This is a genomic window from Nocardia sp. NPDC050175 (genome assembly GCF_044459885.1).
Classification (GTDB): Bacteria; Actinomycetota; Actinomycetes; order Mycobacteriales; family Mycobacteriaceae; genus Nocardia.
Window position 1 is genome coordinate 616742 of sequence record NZ_JBITJI010000006.1, and the last position, 22556, is coordinate 639297.

1 protein-coding gene is annotated in these 22556 nt (G+C 63.8%); it reads right to left on the reverse strand.

Annotated features, from left to right (window positions below):
* Positions 1-22496, reverse strand: a 22496-nt coding sequence (locus ACIBK2_RS23770; RefSeq protein ID WP_396969862.1) for a winged helix-turn-helix transcriptional regulator, incomplete at its 3' end; no start/stop codon positions are given.
* Positions 22497-22556 lie beyond the last annotated feature (60 nt).

The following is a 22556-nucleotide window of genomic DNA, read 5'->3' on the forward strand; positions in this document are numbered from 1 at the left end:
TCACGACCCTCCTTGATCCGGGAAAGAACCCGCTCCTCATCCTCCGTCACATACTTCGATGGATGCGGCACAAACTCCAAAGCCTGCTCCCGCCCCGGAAACCCGAGCTCACCCGCCCGCTCCACCGCAGCATCAAAATCAGACACCCCCAGTTGCTCATAGATTTTCCTGAGGTGTTTATATAACGTAGGTCCAGCTCTCGGATAGCCTGACACAGTGAGGGCTCGTTCGATTCGTGGAAGATCGTAACCGGCGACAGTATACGTCCAGATTTCCTTCCGAATGTCAGTCAGGGCCAGGGTCGTGGGATTCGACGCCACTCGCTGCAATTGACCGGCCAACTCCGGAATGCCCTCCACGGCGTCCTTCAATGCCCCGGCGTCAACCTTCCGATCCTTCGTCTGAACGACACCGAACACCCGGTACAACTCATCAACAGTCCTCCGTATCTTGTTTCTCTCTCCCTGAGTAATTGTGTGGGTGTCCGCTTCCAGATTTTTGTTGAGTGCCGCTGCGATTGCATCGGGATTGTAGCCATTCATCGCGTAGGGCAGAACATCCTTCTCCGCTTCCGTCAAATACCGCCACGGATGTAGCACCTGCGTCAGAGCCTGCTCACGATTCGGCAGCCCGAGCTCACCAGCCCTCGCCAAAGCACCGGCAATCCCACCACTCACCTCGAGGTCCGAAAACATCTTTCCGAGACGGCCAGATACCGTTTTATCTGCCACCTCGTCACCCAGTTCGTGGAGAGCCCGGACTGTTCGTGAAGCGCTGTAGCCGGCAGCGGCATACAACCAGACTTGCATCCGCCTGTCGATAGGTTCTGGTTCAGCAGCATCGACCGCGGGCTCGGAGTATCGGCCCGCATGAGAGAGCTGGTCGCGGCCCCCCGGCGCAGCAGTCGAAGACCCGGCCACCTGCCCGCGCACATCGGCAACCCGCCGGCGCTTGGCCGATCGAGCGGACGCACCGGGCGGATTCTGGTGCGCGGACGAGAATCCTCGCTGCTGTGTGAAACCGCTGTCGTCAGGTGCGCCGATGCGGATGTCTCTGGGGAATTTCGGGATCCCGTTGTCGGGCAGGCGAAGTGGGCGGGTTGGTTTGCCGGTTGGGGTGTAGAGGACGGCGTGGAAACTCTTCGCTCGGGTGTCCCCGGGGAATCTGCGGGTCGGGTCAGTGGCGTCTCGGATGACGATGACGCCGCGGTCGTTGACCATCCGATAGGCGTGCGCGCCGATGCGGTTCGCGGTGGGGGCAGCGTGCTCACTGACGACCAGGGCCTGTGCTCCGGGGCCGAGGATTTGCAGTTCCTTGGCGATTTGGTGTTCGTCGGCGTAGCCGCGGAGTTTGGCGCCGGCGGCCTTCTCGGCTTCGCGCCGTGAGCGGCCGGGCAGTCGGCCGGAGCGGCCGAACAGCGCCCTCGACCGGTAGTGCGGACGGATCGCGGTGCTGTTGGTGTCGTGCTGGATGTCGGTGAGTGTGTCGGGGAGGCATTCGTCGGTGGGCTCGAGGCTGCGCGTGGTGGCAGGTGAGTGGGTGGTGGTGCCGTCGCCGTGGGCAGGGACTGCGGCTCGGCGTGCTGTGGGAAGGGTTGTGCTGCCGACTGTTTCGGGCAGGATCCGCTGCAGGGCAGCACGGATACCGCGGCGTGGAGCGGCTGACGATGTGTGCGGTGCCTCGGGCGATGTCGTCGTGTTGGCGGTGGCACGGTCGCCGCTGATGCGAGATATGAAGCCCCGTAGGCGGTCCCGCGTGCGCTGTCGCCGTGCGGGTTGCTCGAGCGGAGTGTCGCTGGTACGGATGGGCGTGCTGCTGTCGGTGCCCGAGAGGTCCCGCTGCTCGGTCGTGGATGTTGTTGTACCGTCGCGAGGTTGAGGGAGCGTTGCGAGATCGTCGCCCGTGTGCGGCGCGCCGCTGATCTGGTCGTCGGATGCCACGGGTACGGGGTCGCGCTGGTTCAGCTCATCGGTTCCGGAAGTCCGCTCGTCCCTGGGCGCTGCGGAATCATCCGGCGTTGTTTCGGTGTGCTGCAGTGGTTCCTGATCGTGGCTATCGGCCACCGAATCGTCGTCGCTCCACAGTGCGGACCGTATGTCCGCCAGCCGGAACGGGATCGCCGGGATGGCTTGCTCGGTGTCGAGCAGCGGTGTGTCGTGGGTCCGGTCCGGATCGCTGTACACCGATCCGTCGTCAGAGCGTGGTGGTGACGAGAATCGGTCCGACAACGAGGCAGGGCCCCGAGTCTCCCCGCGATCGAGCGGGCCGACGAAGTCGGTGAGCTGCTCGACCTCGCGCTGACGCCAGCCGAGGTCCGCGTCCTCGATCGATGTCCGCGGCGACGCGGACGGTTCACGATGCTCGGTTCCGGTGGATTCCGGTTCAGGCAGCGGCGCGTGCCGAACGGTGCCGGTCGACTCGACAGTGCCTGTGGGAGAGGAAGATCGGACGATATCGGTGGGTGGGGCACGAGGCTGGTCCAGATCGGGCTCGTGGACCGCGTCGTCGCGCGATGCCTCGCCGAGCCGCTCCTCCGCCGCCGCCAGGACATCGAGCATGCCGCGTTGCCATTCCTCGACCCGAGCGAGGTTGTCGGACTCCGTCGCGCGGTCGACATCGCCCGGCTCCTCCTCCAGGAGTGCGTCGCCGGAGCGGGGTACGGGCCGGAAATCGTCCGCGTCATCGGTCCGTGACGTCGTGAATGGGTCCCAGTGCTCGGCTTCGGGGTCGGCCGGTGCGAATGGGAACTCCGAATCCGACTGTTCTGCTTCGGAGTCCGGCCGGAGTGCACTGGAAACCTGCGAGCCAGCCGGAGCACCCGCCAACAGTGGCAAAGCGCGGATCGGTGCTGCCGCAGCAGGTTTGGTGGTCGACCCGTCCGCATCGGCCCAAGGCTCCACCGGGGTCTGCCCGTTCCGCCGCTGCTGGGCTTTCCAGTTTCCGGCCAGCATCGCCGGTGCAGGCCGGGCGGGCAGCCTTGTCGAGGGGAGGGGCGCGAATAGATCGTGCCGTTCCGGGTCCTGTTCGGGCAGCGGTGCGGACCAGGCGATGTCGGTGAACTCGACGGCGCCCACAGGAGAGTGGCGGACGGTGCCCGCAGGCGGGGCTCGGGGTGCGTCCCCTGGATCGCGCTGGTGTGCCGTCTCGTTGTGGGATATCTCGCCCAGCAGCTCGGCCTCTAGCGTGTTTCGTCGCCATTCCTCCACCCGCGCGAGGTTGTCGGACTCGTCGACCTGGTCGACAGCGCCCGGTTCCGCCGAGTTGTCCAGCGCACCATCATGTTGGGTTCCGGAGTGGGTGTCGACCTCGGTGATCTGTGTCAGCTGATGCTCGGATTCCGGGGCGGGGACGACAGTTTCGGGTCCGGCCGGATCGGTACTGAGGTCCGGCGAATCGGTAGTGCCCGTCGGATCGGCTCCAGGTACGGGCTCCGAATGTTGTTGTACCGCCTCGGCATCCGGCTGAGTGTCGAGTGCGCCGTCCCCTTGCAGCGGGACCGTGGTGTTGTCCGAGGGCGGCAAGGCTTGAACCGGCACTGCCGCAGCAGGTTTCGCGCTCGAACCGTCCGCGCTGACCGACTGCCTCGTACGCGGCGGTGCCACAACGGAGCCCATCCGACCCATTCCGTAGGTGGGCCGGCGCCGTGTTCCGGCCAGCACCGCTGGTGCGGGCAGTGTCGGCGGCCGGGGCGGGCCGATCTGCGCGCGCGGAGCGTGCGCGTCCAGCAGGGCGGTGGTGTACCCGCGGACAATGCCGGGAACCCAGAGTCTGCCTCTCCTGCCGACGATTTCGGCGACTCCGACGCCGACGAACAAGTGGCTGTCCCGCCCGTCACCGGTGGCCGTCTCGGCGGTCGTACCCTGGCGGAGCAGATCGTCGTCCTGCCGGACCGTATCGCTGACCTGCTCCACAATGTCGAGGTAGCCGCCCATCGGCACATTGGACGGGTTGCCCTGGTTGGTGGAGTCCGCCGTGAAGGCGTTGGTGAGGCCGACGGTCGGACGGAAGCCGAATCCGTGTCCGGCCGTGCTCTTTTCGCCCGTCTTCCGGGTTCTCTTATGGTGGACGGCGATATCTCGGCTGGTCGAGTCGATCTGCGGCGCATAAATAGTGAACTTCACGAAGGTGCCGGTGACCGACTCGCCGTCGGCGTGCTCCTGGGGGCGCGGTACCTGATCGCTCAGGCCCGAGGTGCCGAGAAAAGCCTCGGTCGCCGCGGGCCCGAGTTGGGTGAGCTGATTCGTGGCGGCCAACTGCTTCAGCAGATTGAATACGCCCACCGAGGAATAGGTTTGCCGGCCCACGCTTCGAGTGGGATCCGTGCGGCGCAGGGACGGGTCGACTTGCCGGAGCGCGTCGGCGATTTGCCGTGCACCCGAGAAGTAATTGAGCGAAATCTCGTTGGTCGGCATCCAGGGCGCGGTGGAGACCAGGGCACGCAGCTCGGCGGGGATCTCCATATCGATGGCGATGGTGCCCGGTGGGGCGGCCTGGCGGGGCACGGTGGGATCGGAACTGTAGATACTGGGCGGGATGCGCGGCGTGAGTGCACCGTTTCCGGTTTCGGAGGTGTGGAACCAGAGCAGCGTATCGAGCCCCACCGAGCCGCGGACGGTATTGGCCGGCGGCGGGAGTTCGGCCTCGTTCAGCGCGAAAATCCCGTTCTCCCGCCCGAAGAATGCTTCGATATCGGCACCCGCGGACAGCAGGGTCTTCTTCAGGTCCGCGGTCAGCAGACGCCGGCTGACCTCGACAAGTAGCTGGTACCGGACGGGGAATTGTCTAAGGCGCCCGCTACTCTGCGTCCACGACGCGACACCGGTGTCCGCGGTTCGCTCGTTGCTCTGGATGGCTTGTTGCTCGCCGGTGAAGCTGAATGAGGTCTTCACCTCGTTGTTCAGGCTGGGATTGAAGGTTACCTGGTGGCTCGTGACCCGCTTCTTGCCGATTCCGGTGGCACCCGTGATGGGCAGGGCGCTGCTGTCGGCGCCGGTGGAGCCGAGCATGGTGTCCAGGGCGGAGGGGTGGGTGACCTCTCTGCCGAGCACGGTGCTGAGGTCGACATTCGGATCGGGGCGAGCGCTGAATGTGAACGTCACCAAGGATGAGATGGCCGAATAAGGCCAATCGCGGCTGATGAAGCCGAAGGTGATGCGGCTGTCGGGCCCATCGTAGGCGAAGGTGCGCAGGCCGAAGGTGGTGCCGAGCGTGTTCATCACGGACCGGAGGAATGGGAGGTAATTGCTCGAATTGATCTGGCCGGCGCCCGGGGCCAGTTGCGTCACGAGCTTCATCACGAGGTCTTCGAGGACATCGCGGCTGCCGGCGGTCTCATCTTCGGGCCTGATGGTGGCCTTGACGACGGCGCCGTAACCGAGATGGCCGCCGGTCTCCAGGAAGCTGAGGGGCAGGGTCCGGTCGGGTTCCGGGGCCGGAGGGATCCGGTAGTCGCTGTTCTCATGAACAATCGCGGCCAGTTCGGGGATGTCCTGCAAGTCGTGGTTGTCGAGGAAGAACTCCACCCCATCGGGTACATCGAAGGCGCGAGTAACGGTGCGAGGCCCGCCAGGAAGCATATTGACGAGGGGATTACGCGTACCTGACTCGACCTCGAGGACCACCGTTAATTTGCCACCGAACAGGTGCACAAGTTCGTTGGAGTTGCGAACCCTGCTCGAGTAAGTGCTATCAGAGGCTGTGATGTGGTCTTCGTCCGTCCAGCCGTACTGATAGCTGCCGGCAGGCACCCAACTGCCGTCGGCGGATTCGCCCGGCCGGCCGGCCGGGGTGACGCCGAAGCGGTGGCCACGTTGGCGGGCTTGCGAGCGCTGGAATTTGCTCTCGCGCCTGGCCCAGTGCTCCAGGTTTTTCTTGTGCCGCCCCAGATACCTGGGTTCGGTCACAATAACCCGCACTCTCCACCGGTAACTGGTTCCGGCCAGGACACCGTCAGAAAAGAGGCCCTCGCCGGTGAGGCTGTCCTGCAAGATCGGCAGCGCATTACCCATCATCTGCTCCGGCGCGAAGGCGGCATGGACGGCCTCGGCGACCTTCGACCAGGGATCCGTGGCGGGCTCGCCGAAGGCATGTCGCCAGACCCACTGTCCGACACCGGTGGCCTGATCCACGACCCACTCCGCCTTGCCGAGCAGAGCCTGTCCCACCGCCGGCCAGTTCACCTGTGGAGCAGGTTCCGCTTCGATCTCGAGGTGATCGGCCGGAAACGCGCCCGGCATCGAAGGTTCGGTCCGGGTGTCCCGGGCAATATCGTGCTGCTCCTGCTGCGTGGGGGTATCGCCCGGCTCCGGCTGCTGCTCGTGTTCCTGGGGTTGTGCAGGCCGAGGCTGCTGCTCCACGACGTCCTCCGGCACAGAGTTGAGAACCTCGATCTCCGCTCCCACCAACGGCTCCGGCGGTAGTTGCTCATCGATCGGATCGGCAAGGTAGGCGCCCGGCATCGTCTGGGCAGGCCCGTCGGTCTGCTGGAAACGGTCGCGGAGATCGCTGAGGGCGGCAGCGGAGGCCGTCCGCACGTAGTTCAGGTAGTAGTTGCGAAGATCGCTGACGGCGCTGGTGGCGGCCTTCCGGAGTTCCTTACTGACGATGAAATGCTGCACAACGGCGCCGTCGGGAACTCGCAGGACCCCGTCTTCAAGGGTGCGGCCGCGGGTTGGCAGCGCGAGCCGCCGGGTGTCGGCTGCGGTGAGTTCGCGGATCGTGGCCGGCGGGCGTGGCGCGGCGGCGGGCCGTTCGGTCAGCATGTCGTCGGTGGGGATGGCCACGCGAACGCTGCCGTCCGGTGCCGTGATCGTCTCGTCGGGGTGGCCTCGTTCGATGAACCGCACCTTGTGGATAGCGGACAGGGTGACGACTTCGAGACCAGGCGAGCTGAGGGTGAACTTCTGCTCGCCGAAACCCGAGCCGGCCCCCCGGATCCGCTTGTTCTTGCGCGAATGGTCATAAACGCCGGTGACGTTCACGATCGGAGTCAGTGCCGCGACGTTGAAGCCGCCATGGTAATTCTCCCACGGCGACGCCGCTGAGAATTCCTCGCCGCCCGACAACGCGGAACTGGTGACGTTATATGTCTGGGCCTCGTCGTAGGTCCAGTCGTGGGAAGCGCCATCGTACGGGTGATCCGAGGGATAGTGCCGTTCGGTGACGAACTCGATCCCGAAGCGCCGGACCCCGGTCGGGGTCTTCAGCGTGAACCATTCGATGACACCGCCTTCGATCGCCCCCGGCTGAGCTGATTTCAGGCCTGTCGGGCCGAACATGTCGTCGAACTTGCGGCGATTCTCGAGCTGCTGTTCGACAGTGGCATTGTGGGTGAGCCAACTCAGCAGGCCCGCGGTGTTGTGTTCGGACGGGATGAAGCCGCGGTCGGCGAGTTCCTCCCTGGCCTGCGCGATCAACCCCGCAGCGCCGTCGACGCCCAGCGGTGTCGTGTTCATGCCGTACTGCCGCAAATGCACGACATTCGATGGCGGGTACAAAGCCTTGGTGGGAGCGTGACCGAGGTCTTGCAGCGACGGCACCAACATTTGAACCGAATAGTCGTTCCCCCCGTGCAACGGAGTTCGGATAGCGGGCGCGACCGGAGGACCGAACGAACGAACCAGTGTGACGTGGAAGGTAAACATGGTCATCACGTTGTGGAAATCATTTCCCGCAAGACGCAGCGAATGCTGCTTCTGGGCGTCGTTCTGGTGGCTCAGGCCGTGACTGAACTCGCGAGATGCCCCGCCCCGGAAGGTGATTCGACCGCCCGGGGGGGCGTGGCCGGTGTCATCGGCGATCACGTCGGCGCCGAATTCGAGCGTCAACGCCAGGGAGGCACCGAGCATCTCGGTGATCGTCGAACTACCGTGCAGGCCCACCTGCCGCACCACATAGGATTCGAGTCGGCTCTGCTTCGCGGTCGGGCCGGCGATCTCCGTACCACCATTCGCCTCGACGACGATATGCAGATACCCCGGTTCACCGGAGTTTGTCCGCAGGATCGGTGAGGACAACCCGAAACCAGGGTCCTGGGCGTCGGTATGCGGGGCCGAATCACCCCACATCTTCGAGAAATTGTCACAGAATTGTTCCTCTTCGAAGAACTTCAACAGCACTTCACGGGAATCGGTGTCCAGATCGCTGAAATAGGACCCGAACGAGGCGAACGTATCAGCGCGGAGCTGATCGATGTGTGGAATGCCGAGGACACCGTACAGCGGAAATTCGCGCTGCAGCCGTTCGATCGGCGCAGGAATCGTGGCGGCATCACCCGGATCGATCGCAGGCAGCTCACCACTCCTGGTCATGTACAGCGGGAATTGGGCTTGCAGCGGCGCGGTGAGGACCGTCGCCCAGTCGTCTGTCCGCACCCGGAACACGTCGTGCCACCCGTGACCGAGGCGGATCTGCCACTCCCCGAGCAGGTCGTAGAGCTCGGACGACCCCAGACTGCGCAGCTTCGCAATGACCTGCAGCGTCGTATCGACGGTCATGTTGGTGGACAACTGGTTGTAAACGGCGGCCAGCTGCCCGGTCAGCCCCACCCGCCGGAGCACACCGAGACGGACCGGCCAACCATGAGCGTAGGAATACGCGCCGGAGCGCAGGGTGGATGTGCTGTGCTTATTACCGTGTTCGGTCGAACCGGAATCATATCTCTGATTACCCACCGGAGGACCATCACTGACCGGCGCCATCTGATCGTCCGACCGGCGCACGACGCGAGGCGAAAGACGTAGGAACGCCGGATAAGGATTGCCCAGGTGCGGCGCACTCACCGGCTCTCCCGACTCGCTCAGCAGTTGAGAGAATTTCTTGACAGCCGTCTCCAGCGCCGGCATGACGGCTGCCGCGAATGCCGGGTCCGGGCCGAAGTGCTCCTCGACCATTCTGATGACGTGCTCCCGCAGCATCTCCATCTGGTCACGGGGAACCGGCAGCATGTGCACCAAGTTCTGGAGGCCTTCGCGCCGGGAACCGAAATTCTGCAGCGCCGGACTCAGACCGCCCAGGAACGTGACCTCCCCGGCTTCGATCGTCTCGCGCAGCGCTCCGAAATAGGTGTCACCCTCCCCTGGCTCGAACATCGGGGTCACTTGGTTCGGCTCGTCGAACAGGGCGGGCAGCAGATAATCTTCCGGGCCGTCGAACAGCGAAGCATTCACGCCGCGGTTGTTGTCGTTGAGTCCGATGCGACGTGGTGTGTGTGGGGTGAGGGTGTGGTGTTCGGTGGGTGGTGGGACGGGCTGGTTGGTGTCATCGAGATAGATGACGTCGATTCTGGTGACGGTTTGTGTGATGCGCGGTGGGTAGGGGTGGGTGGTGTGGTTCGCGGGGTCGGTGACGGTCAGGTCGTGGGTGGTGAGGTTGTCGCGGAGTTTGTGGTTGTTGGTGATGAGGAAGGCGTGGGCACCGATGCCGTGTTCGTTGGTTTCGATGTAGTCGTCGGGGTAGTTGATGCCGACCAGTGCACGGGTGGCAGGGCCTTCTCGGCGGAGGGTGGCGGCGATGACGTCGTGGTCGAGGACGGTGTGGAAGCGGGCGCCGGGGGGTAGTGCTTGTTCGATGTCGAGGTGGGTGACACCGGCAGGGCCGCGGGGAAGGCGGTCGTGGTCGATGCGAGCGGAGTCGGGGGCGTGGGTGTCGAGATGGGTGAGTAGGGCTGGGCCGCAGTTGTTGTCGTGTTCGCTGGCGCCGATCTGGGTGGGGCGGGCGTGTGCGGCGCTGCCGTCAGAGTCAGCACTCAAACCATACGAACCCTCCCCAGTAGTGCCAGCAAACGCGACACTACCGTCACCACGCCCTCGCCTGCCCGACCCACTCTCCGCCAAGTCCCCCTGAGCCGCGACCAAAATCTGCTCTATCTCTTCGTTGCTGATCTTTCCACTTACATTGAATCCCATTCCGTAGCGGCCGGCGATACCGCGCAGTCGACGGGCTATCGTCGGCTGAGACTTGCCCACCAAGCGTGATATTGCACGCTGAGAGGCGCCAGGGTTCTCCTGGTAAGCCAGAAGGATCTCGCGGTCCAGGCTTGTCAACGGCAATGGCGGCTCCAATGCCTGCATCGCCCGCAGATCAACATTGGTCAGCGCTCCCCGCGCCACCGCGCACTTCTTCAACGCCGAGACAAAAGTCGGATCCTTGGCTCCAACTCCAATATCGAACACTGCCCTCAACCGTCCGAGGCTAGAGCCGACCGTAGCCAGATCGATACCCACAGCTTCGGCGATCTGCTGGCCCAAATATCCCTTGATCGCATACGGAAGAACCTTCTCATCCATTTCTGCTAAATATTTCGACGGATGCGGCACCTCCTCGTTGAATTTTATAAATGCCCGTTCCGTACCAACCTTCCCCAACGCAGCGGAAAGCTTTTCCGACCGAGAGCCGTCGTTGATCCTGAGCCGAACATATGCGCTGGCAATATGAGCCTGGTGAGCCGAATATCCCATCTCCAGAGCAAATGCCGCCTGCTGATCACTATAGCCGGCGAGTTGATAGGAAAACGCTTTTTTCTGATCAGGGGTCAATCGATTGAACCACGGCGAGTCATCTGCGGCGGCAGCACGCCCCGAACCCTCGCTCTGGGCGTGATCCTCATCCCGGAAACCCGGAACCGGACGGTCCACCGACACCCCCGTGATCACACGGTCAGGCCGCGATATGTGATCGACAATCAACCGCCGAGCAGCCTCGCCCGCGAAAACAAACCCGTCCAAACTATCCTTGGACTCAGCACTGACATAATACTGCGGGAACACGCCACCATCGTCGGTGACCAGCAACCGCAAAACCCCACCATTACTATCGAACAACGAAACTTCACTACCTCCGCGAAAATCAGGCAAACCTTTCGACTTCCCCCAGCCATGCCAAGCCTCAGCCGAATCCAACGCGGTAATAAGATTATAATCCTGACCACGCCCATCCAACCGACCCGAACCACGCCACACCGTAATCGAGGTAATCGAGGTAACACCAGCCCCGGAATCAAACCGTGACCTCAAGAATCCTAGAACACCAGCAGCATCGAACAGGGCGACATCACCGACACCCGCAACGGGACGGTTATTGACAACAGAATACGCAGTGAACTCACGATCGCCCGTAACAACAAGCTCCGTTATCGACTCCGCGGAACGGATACCGATCACACTGCCAACCGGAAAAGTCTGCAGCTCCCCACCCCCCATATCCGCAAGGGATATATCCAGCGCGAGCTCAGCACGCAACGAATCCAAATTATCGACAGACCGCACACCACTCGACGAAATATCCCCGAACGACACCACACCCTCCATTGAGTCATCCTCCCCCTGGGGAACGTCGGGCATCGGCATGTCATGGGTTGGTGGTGCGCCGATTCCTTTGCCCGCGAGGATCTCGGCTCCGGCGGTGGGAGCGTCGGGCATCACCACAGCGTCGGCCAGTTGTGCGTTGGCCGCGTCCGGTATGGGTGTGGTTCCGGAGTTCGTGGGGATGGGATCTTCTGGTCCGTAGATTTCGTGGGCGGCGGGGCCGCCTATTGCTACGATGCCGAACAGGGGGAGGTATTCCAGGCCCACCAAGACAGTAATGCGGCTGGGAACGGCCAGGTACGGTCGGTCCGCACGGATGTCGGGCAGCCAGGTCTTGGTGACCGGATCTTCCCGCAATTTTCTGCCGTCGCCCAGGGTGATGAATTGCTCACCGGTAGTTGTCTGCCAGCGTCGGAGGCCGTTCTGGCGGTACATGTCCCGTGAGCCGTTCGGATGTGAAAACTCCCAGGTTCCGTCTTGGACGATGTCGGAAGCGTTCCGGACGATGGTGAAAGTTACCCCGTCCGGATCCGTGCGGGTTTGGGTGCCTTGGGGGTCGATGGTGTAGGTGGTGATGGTCTTGTCCGGGTTCTGCTGCTTCAGTTCCAGAGTGGCGTCGGGCTCGATGCCGTATCCCCAGCCGTTGGGCTCGAGGCGCTGCTCGATACCTTTCAGCGGGCGGGGGAAAGGGTCCCGGCGGTTCGGATTCCGCAGCAGCAGCGCGATCGGGCGGCCCTCGGCGTTGCGGAGGACGCGGTGGACGCCGTAGGCGTGGCTGCCGATGAGACCTGGTACAGCGGTATGGTTCTCGAGGCCGTGCCCGAAATTGCCGGTGCCGAGAGTGACGATGCCGCGGCGCAGGGCCGAGTCGATCCGATCGGCGATTGCTTCGGCCACAGCGCGGTATTCGGGGTGGGTCTCGAACGGGAGCAGCCGTTGCTTGAACGGACCGTCGAACACCGCATGCAGATACGCTGTCACGGCGTCCTTCTCGGCTGTCCACCGTGAGTCGAACTTCTGGTCGAGAGCTCGGCGGAAGACGCGAGGTGATGCGACGAGATCCTCGTCCCGCCAGTACCGGTCGATCGCGTCCTGACGGGCTGCCGGATCGTCGGGATGGGCGGCATTTATGGCACGCGATCGGTCGGCCCGTTGAGTCTCGCTCTGCTGCCGTAGGTCGTGGAAGGTGTCGATGAGCTGGCGGGAGAATTCGGGGTCGCCGCCGACCAGGCCGTGCAGGGTGTCGAAGTTGAGATGGACCGGGTGCATGAAGGTGGCGTCCTGGACGACGCGGGAGGGTTGCGGCAGCGCGGCGCCAGGAGGGAGGTAGAACTCCGGAATGAGATGGGTGAAGATATCGAGCCGGCCCGTGGTCGCGAGGGTGTGGTAGCCGTTGGGGAGGATTTGTGCCAAGGCCTTCTCGATCATGGCGGGCCACAGGGGTTGTCCCGGTTCGTGGGCGGCGTAATGCCCGCTCTGGGTGCCCGGTACCCGGTGGACGCTCTTTTCCACTCGCTCCCACTTGGTGACCCACCCGGTGTTGGTTTCATTGCGACGGCGCAGCAGGACCCAGAGGGAGCCGTCTCCGTTGTCGTGCAGGATGCGTTTGAGCAACCACGATAAGTGCGGTTCAGTCATCACCCGGAGAGCGGCGAGCAGGTTGCAATCGCCGAGATTGCCTTGGCGAACGTCTTCGAGTTTCGGCTCGCCGCCCGGGCCGTACAATTTATCCTTATGCCGTGCCACCAATACCGGAACTACAGGCAGGACGTAGTAAGGAACCTCTACGTTGAACCAGTTCGGACTTTCGGCGAATCGAATCGTCCGTGTCGGCCCAGGTTTGGGTTCGGCGACCATTTGGTACCCGTACGGCACCTGGATGACACCACTCTCGCTGCCGTTCGTGTCGCGAATGCGGAACTCAGGCGATTTGTCCTTCCAGGTCAGCGTGCCGGCGGACCGATCTGTGCCGGGCTGGAACGTGAAATCGTGGAGCAGCACCGCCAGGATCGGGGGGCGGGTGGGGTCAGGGTTTCCGTCGGGGCCGGCCAGGTGGTATTCGGGCCGGCCGTTCGGTGGTGTGATCAGGTATGCGTTTGCGCGGCCGGTGGTTGGTAGCCGATCGATCTCGCCGCGGTGGTTCACCAAGGTGATGGCATCGCCGCCGTCGGGGAGGGTGAGGTGTCCCGCCGTGATCACGACGGGGGTCGTGGGCAGCAGGTTCGATTTCTGCTCGGGGGTGAGAGCCGGGTTGTCCAAGCGCTGGCTCTCGTCCAAAACCGGCGGCGGCGGTGGTTCGTGGTTGAACTGCTCGAACAGAGTGCCGAAGTCGGTTTCCCCGTCTTCGGGTTCGAACGGGGTGATGGAGCGTGCGCGGCTCTGGTCCCGATCGCGCGTCGGCACGGCGACCGGGTTGTGGCCGACGGGGCTGTCGGGACCTACTCCCGGCTCGTTCCTATCGGCGAAGGCGTCGTTCCGGTTGTTCGCGCCGATCCGGACATTGCCGAGAACCTGGATGCCACGAGTATCGGACGACAGATCGGGACGGACACTCAGGAGACCGGACTGGGACCGGTCGGCCGCCGACGTTCCGGTGGACAGGAAGTCGACTTCCAGTTGGGCGGCGTTCAACAGCAGGTCGAGATCCGGCCGTCCGTTCAACGTGCCGCCATCCAGGGTGTTCAGGAAATCGATGTCTGTGAGTGAGCGCACGAGGCGAATCGGTTCGGTCAGCGGCAGCAACCGGTCCGTACCGTCCGGCTGTGACGCGAGGCCAACGCGAAGTCCGCGGTCGGCCGGATAGCCACGCGGCGGCAGAATTTCGGCGTCGAGAACGACCAGATTGTCCGACTGGTAGACAGAAGTAATGCGGTATTGCGTATTGCGTGGCAAGTTGAGTTCGTTGGCGTTGGGCACACCACTACGCAGGCCGATCCACAGACCGTGGCCACCCACCGGCAGGATGAGGTTGAGCCGGTATTTGAACACGCGACCGTCCGGCATTTTTACCAGGTCACGACCGACAGCGGTCGACAGGTAGCCAGGATCGGTATGCACAGTGCCCACTAGTCGTGCCGGATCTCGATTTCCCAGCGGGTTACCGTCCATGTCGAGCATAAATCCGATATCCATCAGTCCTCGAACCAGGTGCAGTGGTTCGCTGATCGGTACCGGCCGACGGTTGGCCTGATCTATCAGCTCGACCAGGCGAGCGACGGAGTCGATGTGGGTTGGCATACCAAGGAACTGCGCAAAAAAGCCGGAGATGCGCTCTTGTTCGGACTCGCTCCCCGCAAATTTGAGCAGCAGGTGATTCGGCTGCTGATGCTCGAAGAGCGTGCAGAGCAGTCGCCAGACAACCGGCACCTGGGCCGGGTTCGTAACACGCTGACGTAGGGCCGCTTCACCACCCACGTAGAATGGCTCCAAGGACTGCAGAGACGGCTTTTCAGGTCGGGTCAGTTCGGAAAGTAGCCGCTGCGCCACCGCATTGCGCTCAGTCTGTTCGAAAATACTTTGAACTCGCGAAGCGCCGGATCGTAAGTAGTCATTTGCGAGTGCGATCTTGTCATAAAACCATACGGCATGCTGCTGCTGCGGAGTGAGTTCGTGCCAGCGATTCAGCCTTGCCTCGCCGAAGCGCAGTCCTTCGAGATCACTATCGAATATCCGAACACCATCATTACCAATCCGGCCGAGCGCTTGCACGTGATCGCCGGCCTGGGTCGGAGTGACCGGAACGGGGTGAGGAGCGAATGCTTCGCGTGCATTCAAGTGCTGTGCATCGAGCTGGTAGGTGGTGCCGTCAGCGGTAGTCGCGACGTGCACGCCAGGAGGACTTTCAGAGCTCATATACCATAGCAGGTACGGATTTCCTGCTGCGCCCTTTTGGTACATCACGCGGGAGCGATCAGCACGCAACACGATCAGGTTGAGCGCGAGGGCTCGGGCGGCGATCGGCAGTATCAGAGGAATAACCCTATCGAAATCCAAGCTCGAGCCGCGCAGGGCGTCGATCACCTGCTGCATGCCGTCTCGCCGCAATTCCCGGATCTGGCGATCGACCTGCTCGCGGCGGGTTGTTTCCGCAGTCCAGTTGGTATCCGGCATTTTCCCTGACAAGTATTCGGCATCGATCTTTTTACGCCGGATATCTTCAGCGATATGAAGCTGAATTATCTGTGGGGTCAATAAATCCATGGCGACGTTATCGAGGTCCTGTTGCATCCGGCTGGCCAGCCCGGCCCGTATTTCATTCACGGTAGTGCCGGGTTCCCGTATGGACAACGCTTCGAAAATCTGATTTCCATTGCGCGGCACCGGTATCCATCGTGGCGCGTGGGATGAGATCCCCTTGGGGGTGTAGAGGACAGCCCTGGTCTTCGCGATTTCCCGCAGCGGCTGCGGCGGGAATTCGTAAGTGGTGTTCAAACCCGGATCTTCGATGAAGAAGATTCCATTATCATAGGTAATAAGGTAGGCATGGGCGCCGATGCCGTGCTCGTCGACAGTTGTATATTCGTCGACGACGAGTGCGGTCGAGCCGGACCCGAGATCGATCAGTGCGCTCTTGATGTGCGAGTAGTTCTCGTATGGTCGCAGTGACGCGCCGAGAGCATCCTCCAACCGTTCGAATGCGACGCCTTCGAGCCCTGGTGAATCGATTTCTCGTATGTCCGAGTTACCGGTGCGATGGATGAGTCGAGCTATCGCGAGCGGCCCGCAGTCATTCCTCGGATGTGCGTAGTCGTCAGCTTCGGACACCCCGACGCGGAGGCCCTGGGTGGGCGGCACGTCAGGGGGAGGTTGGTAGCCGATGCTGCCGTCGCCTGTTGCCGGGCCCGGTGGTTGCGAGAGTGGTGTGCGGATGTGACCAAAGGCTGTATCCATGCCGGAAATCTGGCTGTGCCCGTGACCGAAACCTCGCACCGGCCCGCCGTCCAGGTGCCCGGCCGAATAGGGGTCGGCGGCATGGAAAACCCGGTCGAGCGCCGGACCGAAATAGGTCTTACCAACCGGCGGCTCAAGCACCGATTGCCCGGACACTCCTGATCGCCCAAACGTACTGGATCCGTTGCGCGACAAAGAATCTGCCGAGCCGTCGAACGGCGAGGTATTCGGTGGCGAACGTCGAGCGGTTATCGCAGAGTTGCCATCATTCCGAGTCCCGGTGAGGTCCTGCGCCGGAGGTGGCGTCACCTCGGCCGGCGGCACCTTCCGAGCCGTATCACCGTGAGCGTCGCTGTCGGTGTCGCTGTCAGTGGTGTCGGTGTGAGTGGTGTCGGTGTGAGTGTCGGTGTCGGTGGTGGTGTCGCCGTGAATGCCGGCATCGTGGTGAATACCGGCGTCGCCCGGAGCATCGACGGAGTCTTCGATACGATCCGGCTCCGGTGTGGCGGCCTGTTGTTCCGGCACTTGCACCGCGGGTGGCGGCGTAGTGAAGTCCATTCCCGGCGGGGCCAGGGGTGTGGCGGGCAGTTGGCCCGGGGCAGGAACAAGCACCGGAGGAGCGTTTGCTCGGTAGGTCCCGGGATGCTCGGACGACTGCAACTGGTCTGCCATCGCATGTCGCAGTGCGGTTGCTGGGTCTTTGGGCCCGAGGTGGGGGGCGAGCAGTTGTTCTTCCGCGTGCTGTTGCAGTCTCGGCGTTGTCTCCTCTTCCAGTACCCGGACGGCTTCGGCGACTCGCTCATTGGCCTTGTTGAGGGCTTCTTGTTTGCTCGCCGCGGCGGGATCGGCGTTGTACTCGTTGGCAGCGTGCTCTTGTTCGTCCTTCGCTTTCAGGTACTGAGTGATCTCGCGGGTGGCCTGTGCGTCCGCGATCGTGGTCCGGAAGTCCTCGTTGGAGGTGTATATCTTCGCCGAGCCGGGTGTGCCGCCGGTCTTTTGATCTTCGCCCGACCCGCCGCGGGCCGAGCGCCAGATCGCCTGCAACAACACTCGCGGCGAAAAGGCCGGGCCGCCACTGACTCCGGTCAATACGCCGCCGAGTGCCTTCGACTCCGCGGTCGGTTTCGGGTCCGTCCCGCGCGCACCGGACTTGTTGATGAACATTATGCTGCCCGGCTTGCCGAACTCCTTGATCAGTGCATTTGCCGCGTTCTCCGCAACATCGCCGCCGCCTTTTCCCTCATACCAGCGGGCATCGATCGCCGAGTGTTCGAGTTTCAGCCCTTCCTTGATCGCTAACCCGTGCTCGGTCGCGTAGTGCTGCATGCGCTGTTCGACGATCGCGTCGACCCAATCGACGACCCCGCGTTCGGACAATTCCTTGTCCTGCCAGCGATTCAGCTCGATCCTGGTCTCCTCGACCATCCGCCCACCGCCGGGCTTGTCGACCGCCCGCTCCACCAGACGCTCGTTCGCGCCGCTGATCTCTGCGTTGTCGAGGTGAATACGCCACTGGGGCTGGCCTTCTTGCTTGATACCGACAATCGTGCCGTCCTCCACGGTGAACGAGATCTTCGCGACATCGACGGCATCGGTCGCGATGCCCGCCAGCTTCGCCTCGCGACTCTCGAAGTGCGACCGTTTTTCTTGGAACAAGTTCGAGTCGTAGAACCGCTCGACTTCCGGCACCCCGAAATAATCACCGCGCTTGTCATGAGAGCCACCCCAACTCTCGTGCATGGCGCCTTCCACTTCTTTCGCCGTGCCCGACACACCCGTCGGATCCTGCAGGTAGCGGCTGCCGATCCACTGCTTCAACGTCATCGTCATCGAATCCTCCGGGCGACTACCCCGTACCGTCACCCCCTGGACGATGTCGAGATGTTGCCCCAATCCCTCCAACCGCACTTCGGTGGATTTCTTCGAATCCCACATCAACCGGTCGGTGGTCGAGGCATTCATCTGCATCACCTTGTCGTGTGTGCGGGAGGTATTGAAGTCGGTGTCGCGTCCCAGCCCCCACCGCGCGTTCGCGAATTTCGTGTAATGCTCCGCCTCAGCCAGCACCGAACCCCGATCACCGGTCACCGCTGCCAGCTTCTCGATCGCGTCCTCGGTCATCCGCGCATGCCACAGGCCGCGGGTATTGTCGGGCCTAGCGAAATCTTTGTCGGTCAAACCGTGATCCAGCATCGCGAGCTGGAACTTCTCATACAGATCCTTCAGCTGCGTCACAGTGGCCGGCGGCGCGTCCCCGTCCGCACCCGGGGACAACTTGGCCCGTACTTCCCCGTCGAAGGCGGTATCGATCTCGTCGAGATTGACCTTCGCCTCCGGCAGCGGCTTGAACCGCCGCGCGATCTTCTGCTCCTCGGCCATCGCGTTCAACCGATCCGCTATGTCATCAATAGGCGGCTCGGTGCGCAACCACTCCTTCACCTGCGCCACGACCTCTTTCGGCGCACCCGCGCGCCCGATTTCCTCGATCATCGAGTTCGCCTCATGCAAACCCATGAACAACACCGCTTCCTTGGTCCCCACAATCAACAAGTTGCGGCCCGACTCCTTGGCATCCCACGCCCACTGCGGGAACGGCTCGTCCTCCCGCAGCTGCACCAAATCCACGCCCATATCCTTCAAGCCCGCACGATGTTCTTCGTGTGTGCCCAGATAGCCCTGTACTTCCTTAATCATGTCGACCACGAGCGGTTCGCTGCTGGTCAGAATCGTCTCCGCGCCATGCTTCATCGCATCGCGATACCCCGACATCACCATCACCAGCGTCTTGCCCTCCCCGCCCTTCATGTCCGCGGGCCCGAACTCGGTCAGCACGTACGCCAGCATCTGCGTCTTGCGCGGCGTGCGCTGCTCCGGATTCGGATCGTGGCGGGTCATCCACTCCGCCATCGCCGCGACCTGCTCCGCGCGAGAACCGTTGCGCACCATCGCATCCACCTCGGCGTCGTTCGCGCCCCGCCCGATCACCGGATCGGTCTCACCGGTCCGGCGCAACACCTCGTCCCGGTACACGAACGCCGCCTTCACCACCGCGTCGCCCGATTCGAGGGCCTTGCGCGACGCTGCTGCCATCGCCTCCCGCTGATCCGCCAACCCGGCCATGTAGGCGTCTCGATCCGCAACCTTCGCCGTCCCCAACCCCGCGAAGCGTTTCTCGAGCACCTTATGCATCTCGCGCTTGAACTTCGCGACCGCCTCGGGGTACGCCGCTTCCTTCGCCGCGAGTTTCTCGCCCAACTCCGCCACCCGCGACTCCGCCGTGGCATCGGACTCGCGTCGGCTCAATACCCGCTCCCAGACCGCGGATTGCTGCTCGACTCTCCTGTTGAACACCCACCTGCGGCGTCGATCCGAAGCCAGCTCGCCACGGTCGTTGCGCGCCGCCGCCAGCTCCTCGCGACGATCCTTGGCGGCGGTCAGCAGCGCCTCGTGCTCGATCATTTCATCCCGCAGATGCTTCCGACTCTGCTTGACTTCACGATCGAGCTGCTTGAGGTATTCCGCCCGCGGCTCGTTGCCCGACCGGGCCTCTTCGTACTCTTTCTTGCTGTTCTCGAACGTTTCCCGCGCCTGGGCGACCTTATCCTTTGAGGCTTTGATGTTTTCGTCGAGACTATGATTCAGACTAACCTCGAGCTGCGCTTTCTCCATTTCGTGCAGATTTCTGAGGTGCTTCAGATCAGCGATGTCAGTACGCAGATCCTTGACAGCGATGTCCATCTGCGCGTCGGTGGCCTTCAACATGGACAGCCGATCCTGGTTGGCCGCAAAAACCCTGGCCTCCGAATCGGTCTTCAACTCCTCGTAGCGCTCCTGCACCGCATGCTCGACCGCCGCATCGTGCTCGGCCTTCGCGGCATCGTGCACCGTGCGCGCCGCCTCGTGCCGCGATTCGGCGTGCGCGACGGCGTCCGGGGCCCGATCCTTTTCTGCCCGAACAGATTCGAGTGCTCGACTACTGTTGTCGAGTTCTTTCACCGCGGCGTTCAGTCGTTCCCTGGCACCGATGGCAGTCTGGTCGCCGGCCGCGACCTCGGTCCGCAACTGATCTCGTAGCTTCAGCTCATGCGGGCTCATCGGCTCTTTGGCCGCCGGTCGCACAGGCGGGGGCGGCTCGGTGCGCCCCTGGCCTTGTCCATCGTGGTCGCGCTGGAGGCCGCTGTGGTGCTGCTCCGAAATCGCCTGACCATCATTGTTCTCGGACAGGTGCGCTCTCGGCCGACGAATCATCTGGTCATCTGGTTCGCTATGGCTCAGACCGTTTTTGCGTTCCGGCACAACGGTTTCCGAATGCGCGCGGGCATCGTCGCCCGAGTTGCGGTTCATGTGGATCGACCCGGCTTCCGAGCCGGACCCGCTGTGCCCGGCCGGGCTTTCCGGCCGCGGCGGCCCAGCCGCGGGGCCGACGGCGCGCTCTGGAGACACCGCCCGCGACGAGACCGGTGACTGGTCTTCCCTAGCGACGACCGGCCGCTGCCCGACCGGGCCGGACTCGTTGTGCGCCGCGGTGATCCGCGCCTGCGATCCGCCGTCGGATGCCGCGGTGATCCGCGCCTGCGATCCGCCGTCAGATGCCGAGGTGATCGGCGCCCCCGACCGGCCCCGTACCGGCTCCACCTCCGGTGTGCTTGGCCGAGTGGAGATTTCGGAGCCGACCCGGCTGCCGTTCCCCGACACCCCGTCGGTGCTCCGGCCCCGGCTCTGTGAGTCCGACCCGCTATCGATCGATGAAGCCTTGGACGACCGCCGCGGCTCCGCCTGACTGGCCGGCGGCTCGTGCTGGGTCGACCCGTGCGACTCGGAGCCGTTGGACACCGGTCCGCGCGAGTCGAACTCACCGGCAGGCCGGGTGTGCGATTCGGCCGGGGTGAACTCGCCCGGGTGCCGGGACACCAACCCGCCCGACGAATGTGTATCCGGCCCAACCGAACCCCCATTCCGCGATACCCCGTCGGAGTGGTTGACCGTGGCCTGCGAACCCTGTGGCCCCGGCGAACTGGTCGCCGGTTCCGGCTTGACCTCGACCCCTCGGGTGACCGGCGGCGGCGCACTGGACGACTGGTGCGCGCCATTGCCGTTCGGCGTCGACGACGCCGAGATAGTGGACGCGGATCCGTCCCCGTAGCGCCCGTCGACGGAGCCCGAGCGCCCCGGCAGCAGGCTCTTCGCCGAAATGCTACCGACACCCGAGGACCCCGGCCGATCCGCCGCGCCCCGGCTGTTCGTGGCCTCGGAGCCTCCCCCACCGGCCCCGTCACTCCGGTCCGATCCCGAAGTGATGGAGCTGCCGTCGGAAAACTTCGCATCGTTGGAGTAGAGGGAGATCGGCTTCTGTTCACCGACAGCGCCGTGCGTCTTGTTCAGCGCCGCGGCGTTCAGGTGACCGACAGCGCCGTGCATCGCGCCGAGCGCGCCGCCGGCCGCCCCGCCGGCGAGCATGACCGGATCGAAATCCCACTCCCCGGTCAGCGCGCCACCGGCCACGAAGCCCGCACCCACACCCGCCAGCCCACCGCCGACGCCCGAGACGAAGGCGATGCCGGTCGCCTTCAACGTCGTCATCGATTCCTGCCCGACCCAATTGCCGAAGCGCTTGCCGATGATGCTGCCGACCGGAGCGCCCACCGCGCCACCCGCGGCGCCCGTCGCACCCGCGACGAAAATCTGCTTCAGGTCAAAGCTGTTGATATGCCCCTTGTCCTTCTGAATGCCCTCGATCGCGACCTCGGTCAACAAGCCCAAGCCGCCCTGCACCAGGCCGCTGATACCGGCCAGCTTCCACATCGGCAGCTTCGCCATCCACGCGGCATGCTGCGACAGTCGAGCCAGCAGCGCCCGCCCGAATCCGGCGATGGCGATCTGGGCCTCCGCCTCGGCCACGGGAACCATCGCCGCCCCGAACCACGTCGTCAGCAGGTAGGCGATCTCGGCGGCCAGCAATGCCAGCGTGATGATGATCTGCAGTTTGGCGTGCTCGATCGAGACACCCATCTCGTGGGCCGCGGTCCCGAGCTGTCGCAACCCCTTCACCTGGGTCGCCACCGACGTATCGCCGGTGAAGAACAGGTCGAACTGGCGCTTCATCTGATCCGAGGCCGGACCGGAATAGTTCGCCAGTGCCTTGTCGCACGCCGCGCGCAACTGTCCGATCTGGGCTTCCAGATCCTCGGCCGCCGTGTGGTAGTAGCCGTCGAGCGAGAACATGGCGTCCTCGTCGCCCTTCGGCCAGTTGGAACCGGCGAATATGCTCAGCCACTGCAGACCGGCGGGCATCTCGATACTCACCGGCACACCACCCGATGAGTCCGACCGACGCCCGATCCTCGATAGCCCCGCAAGCGCCGA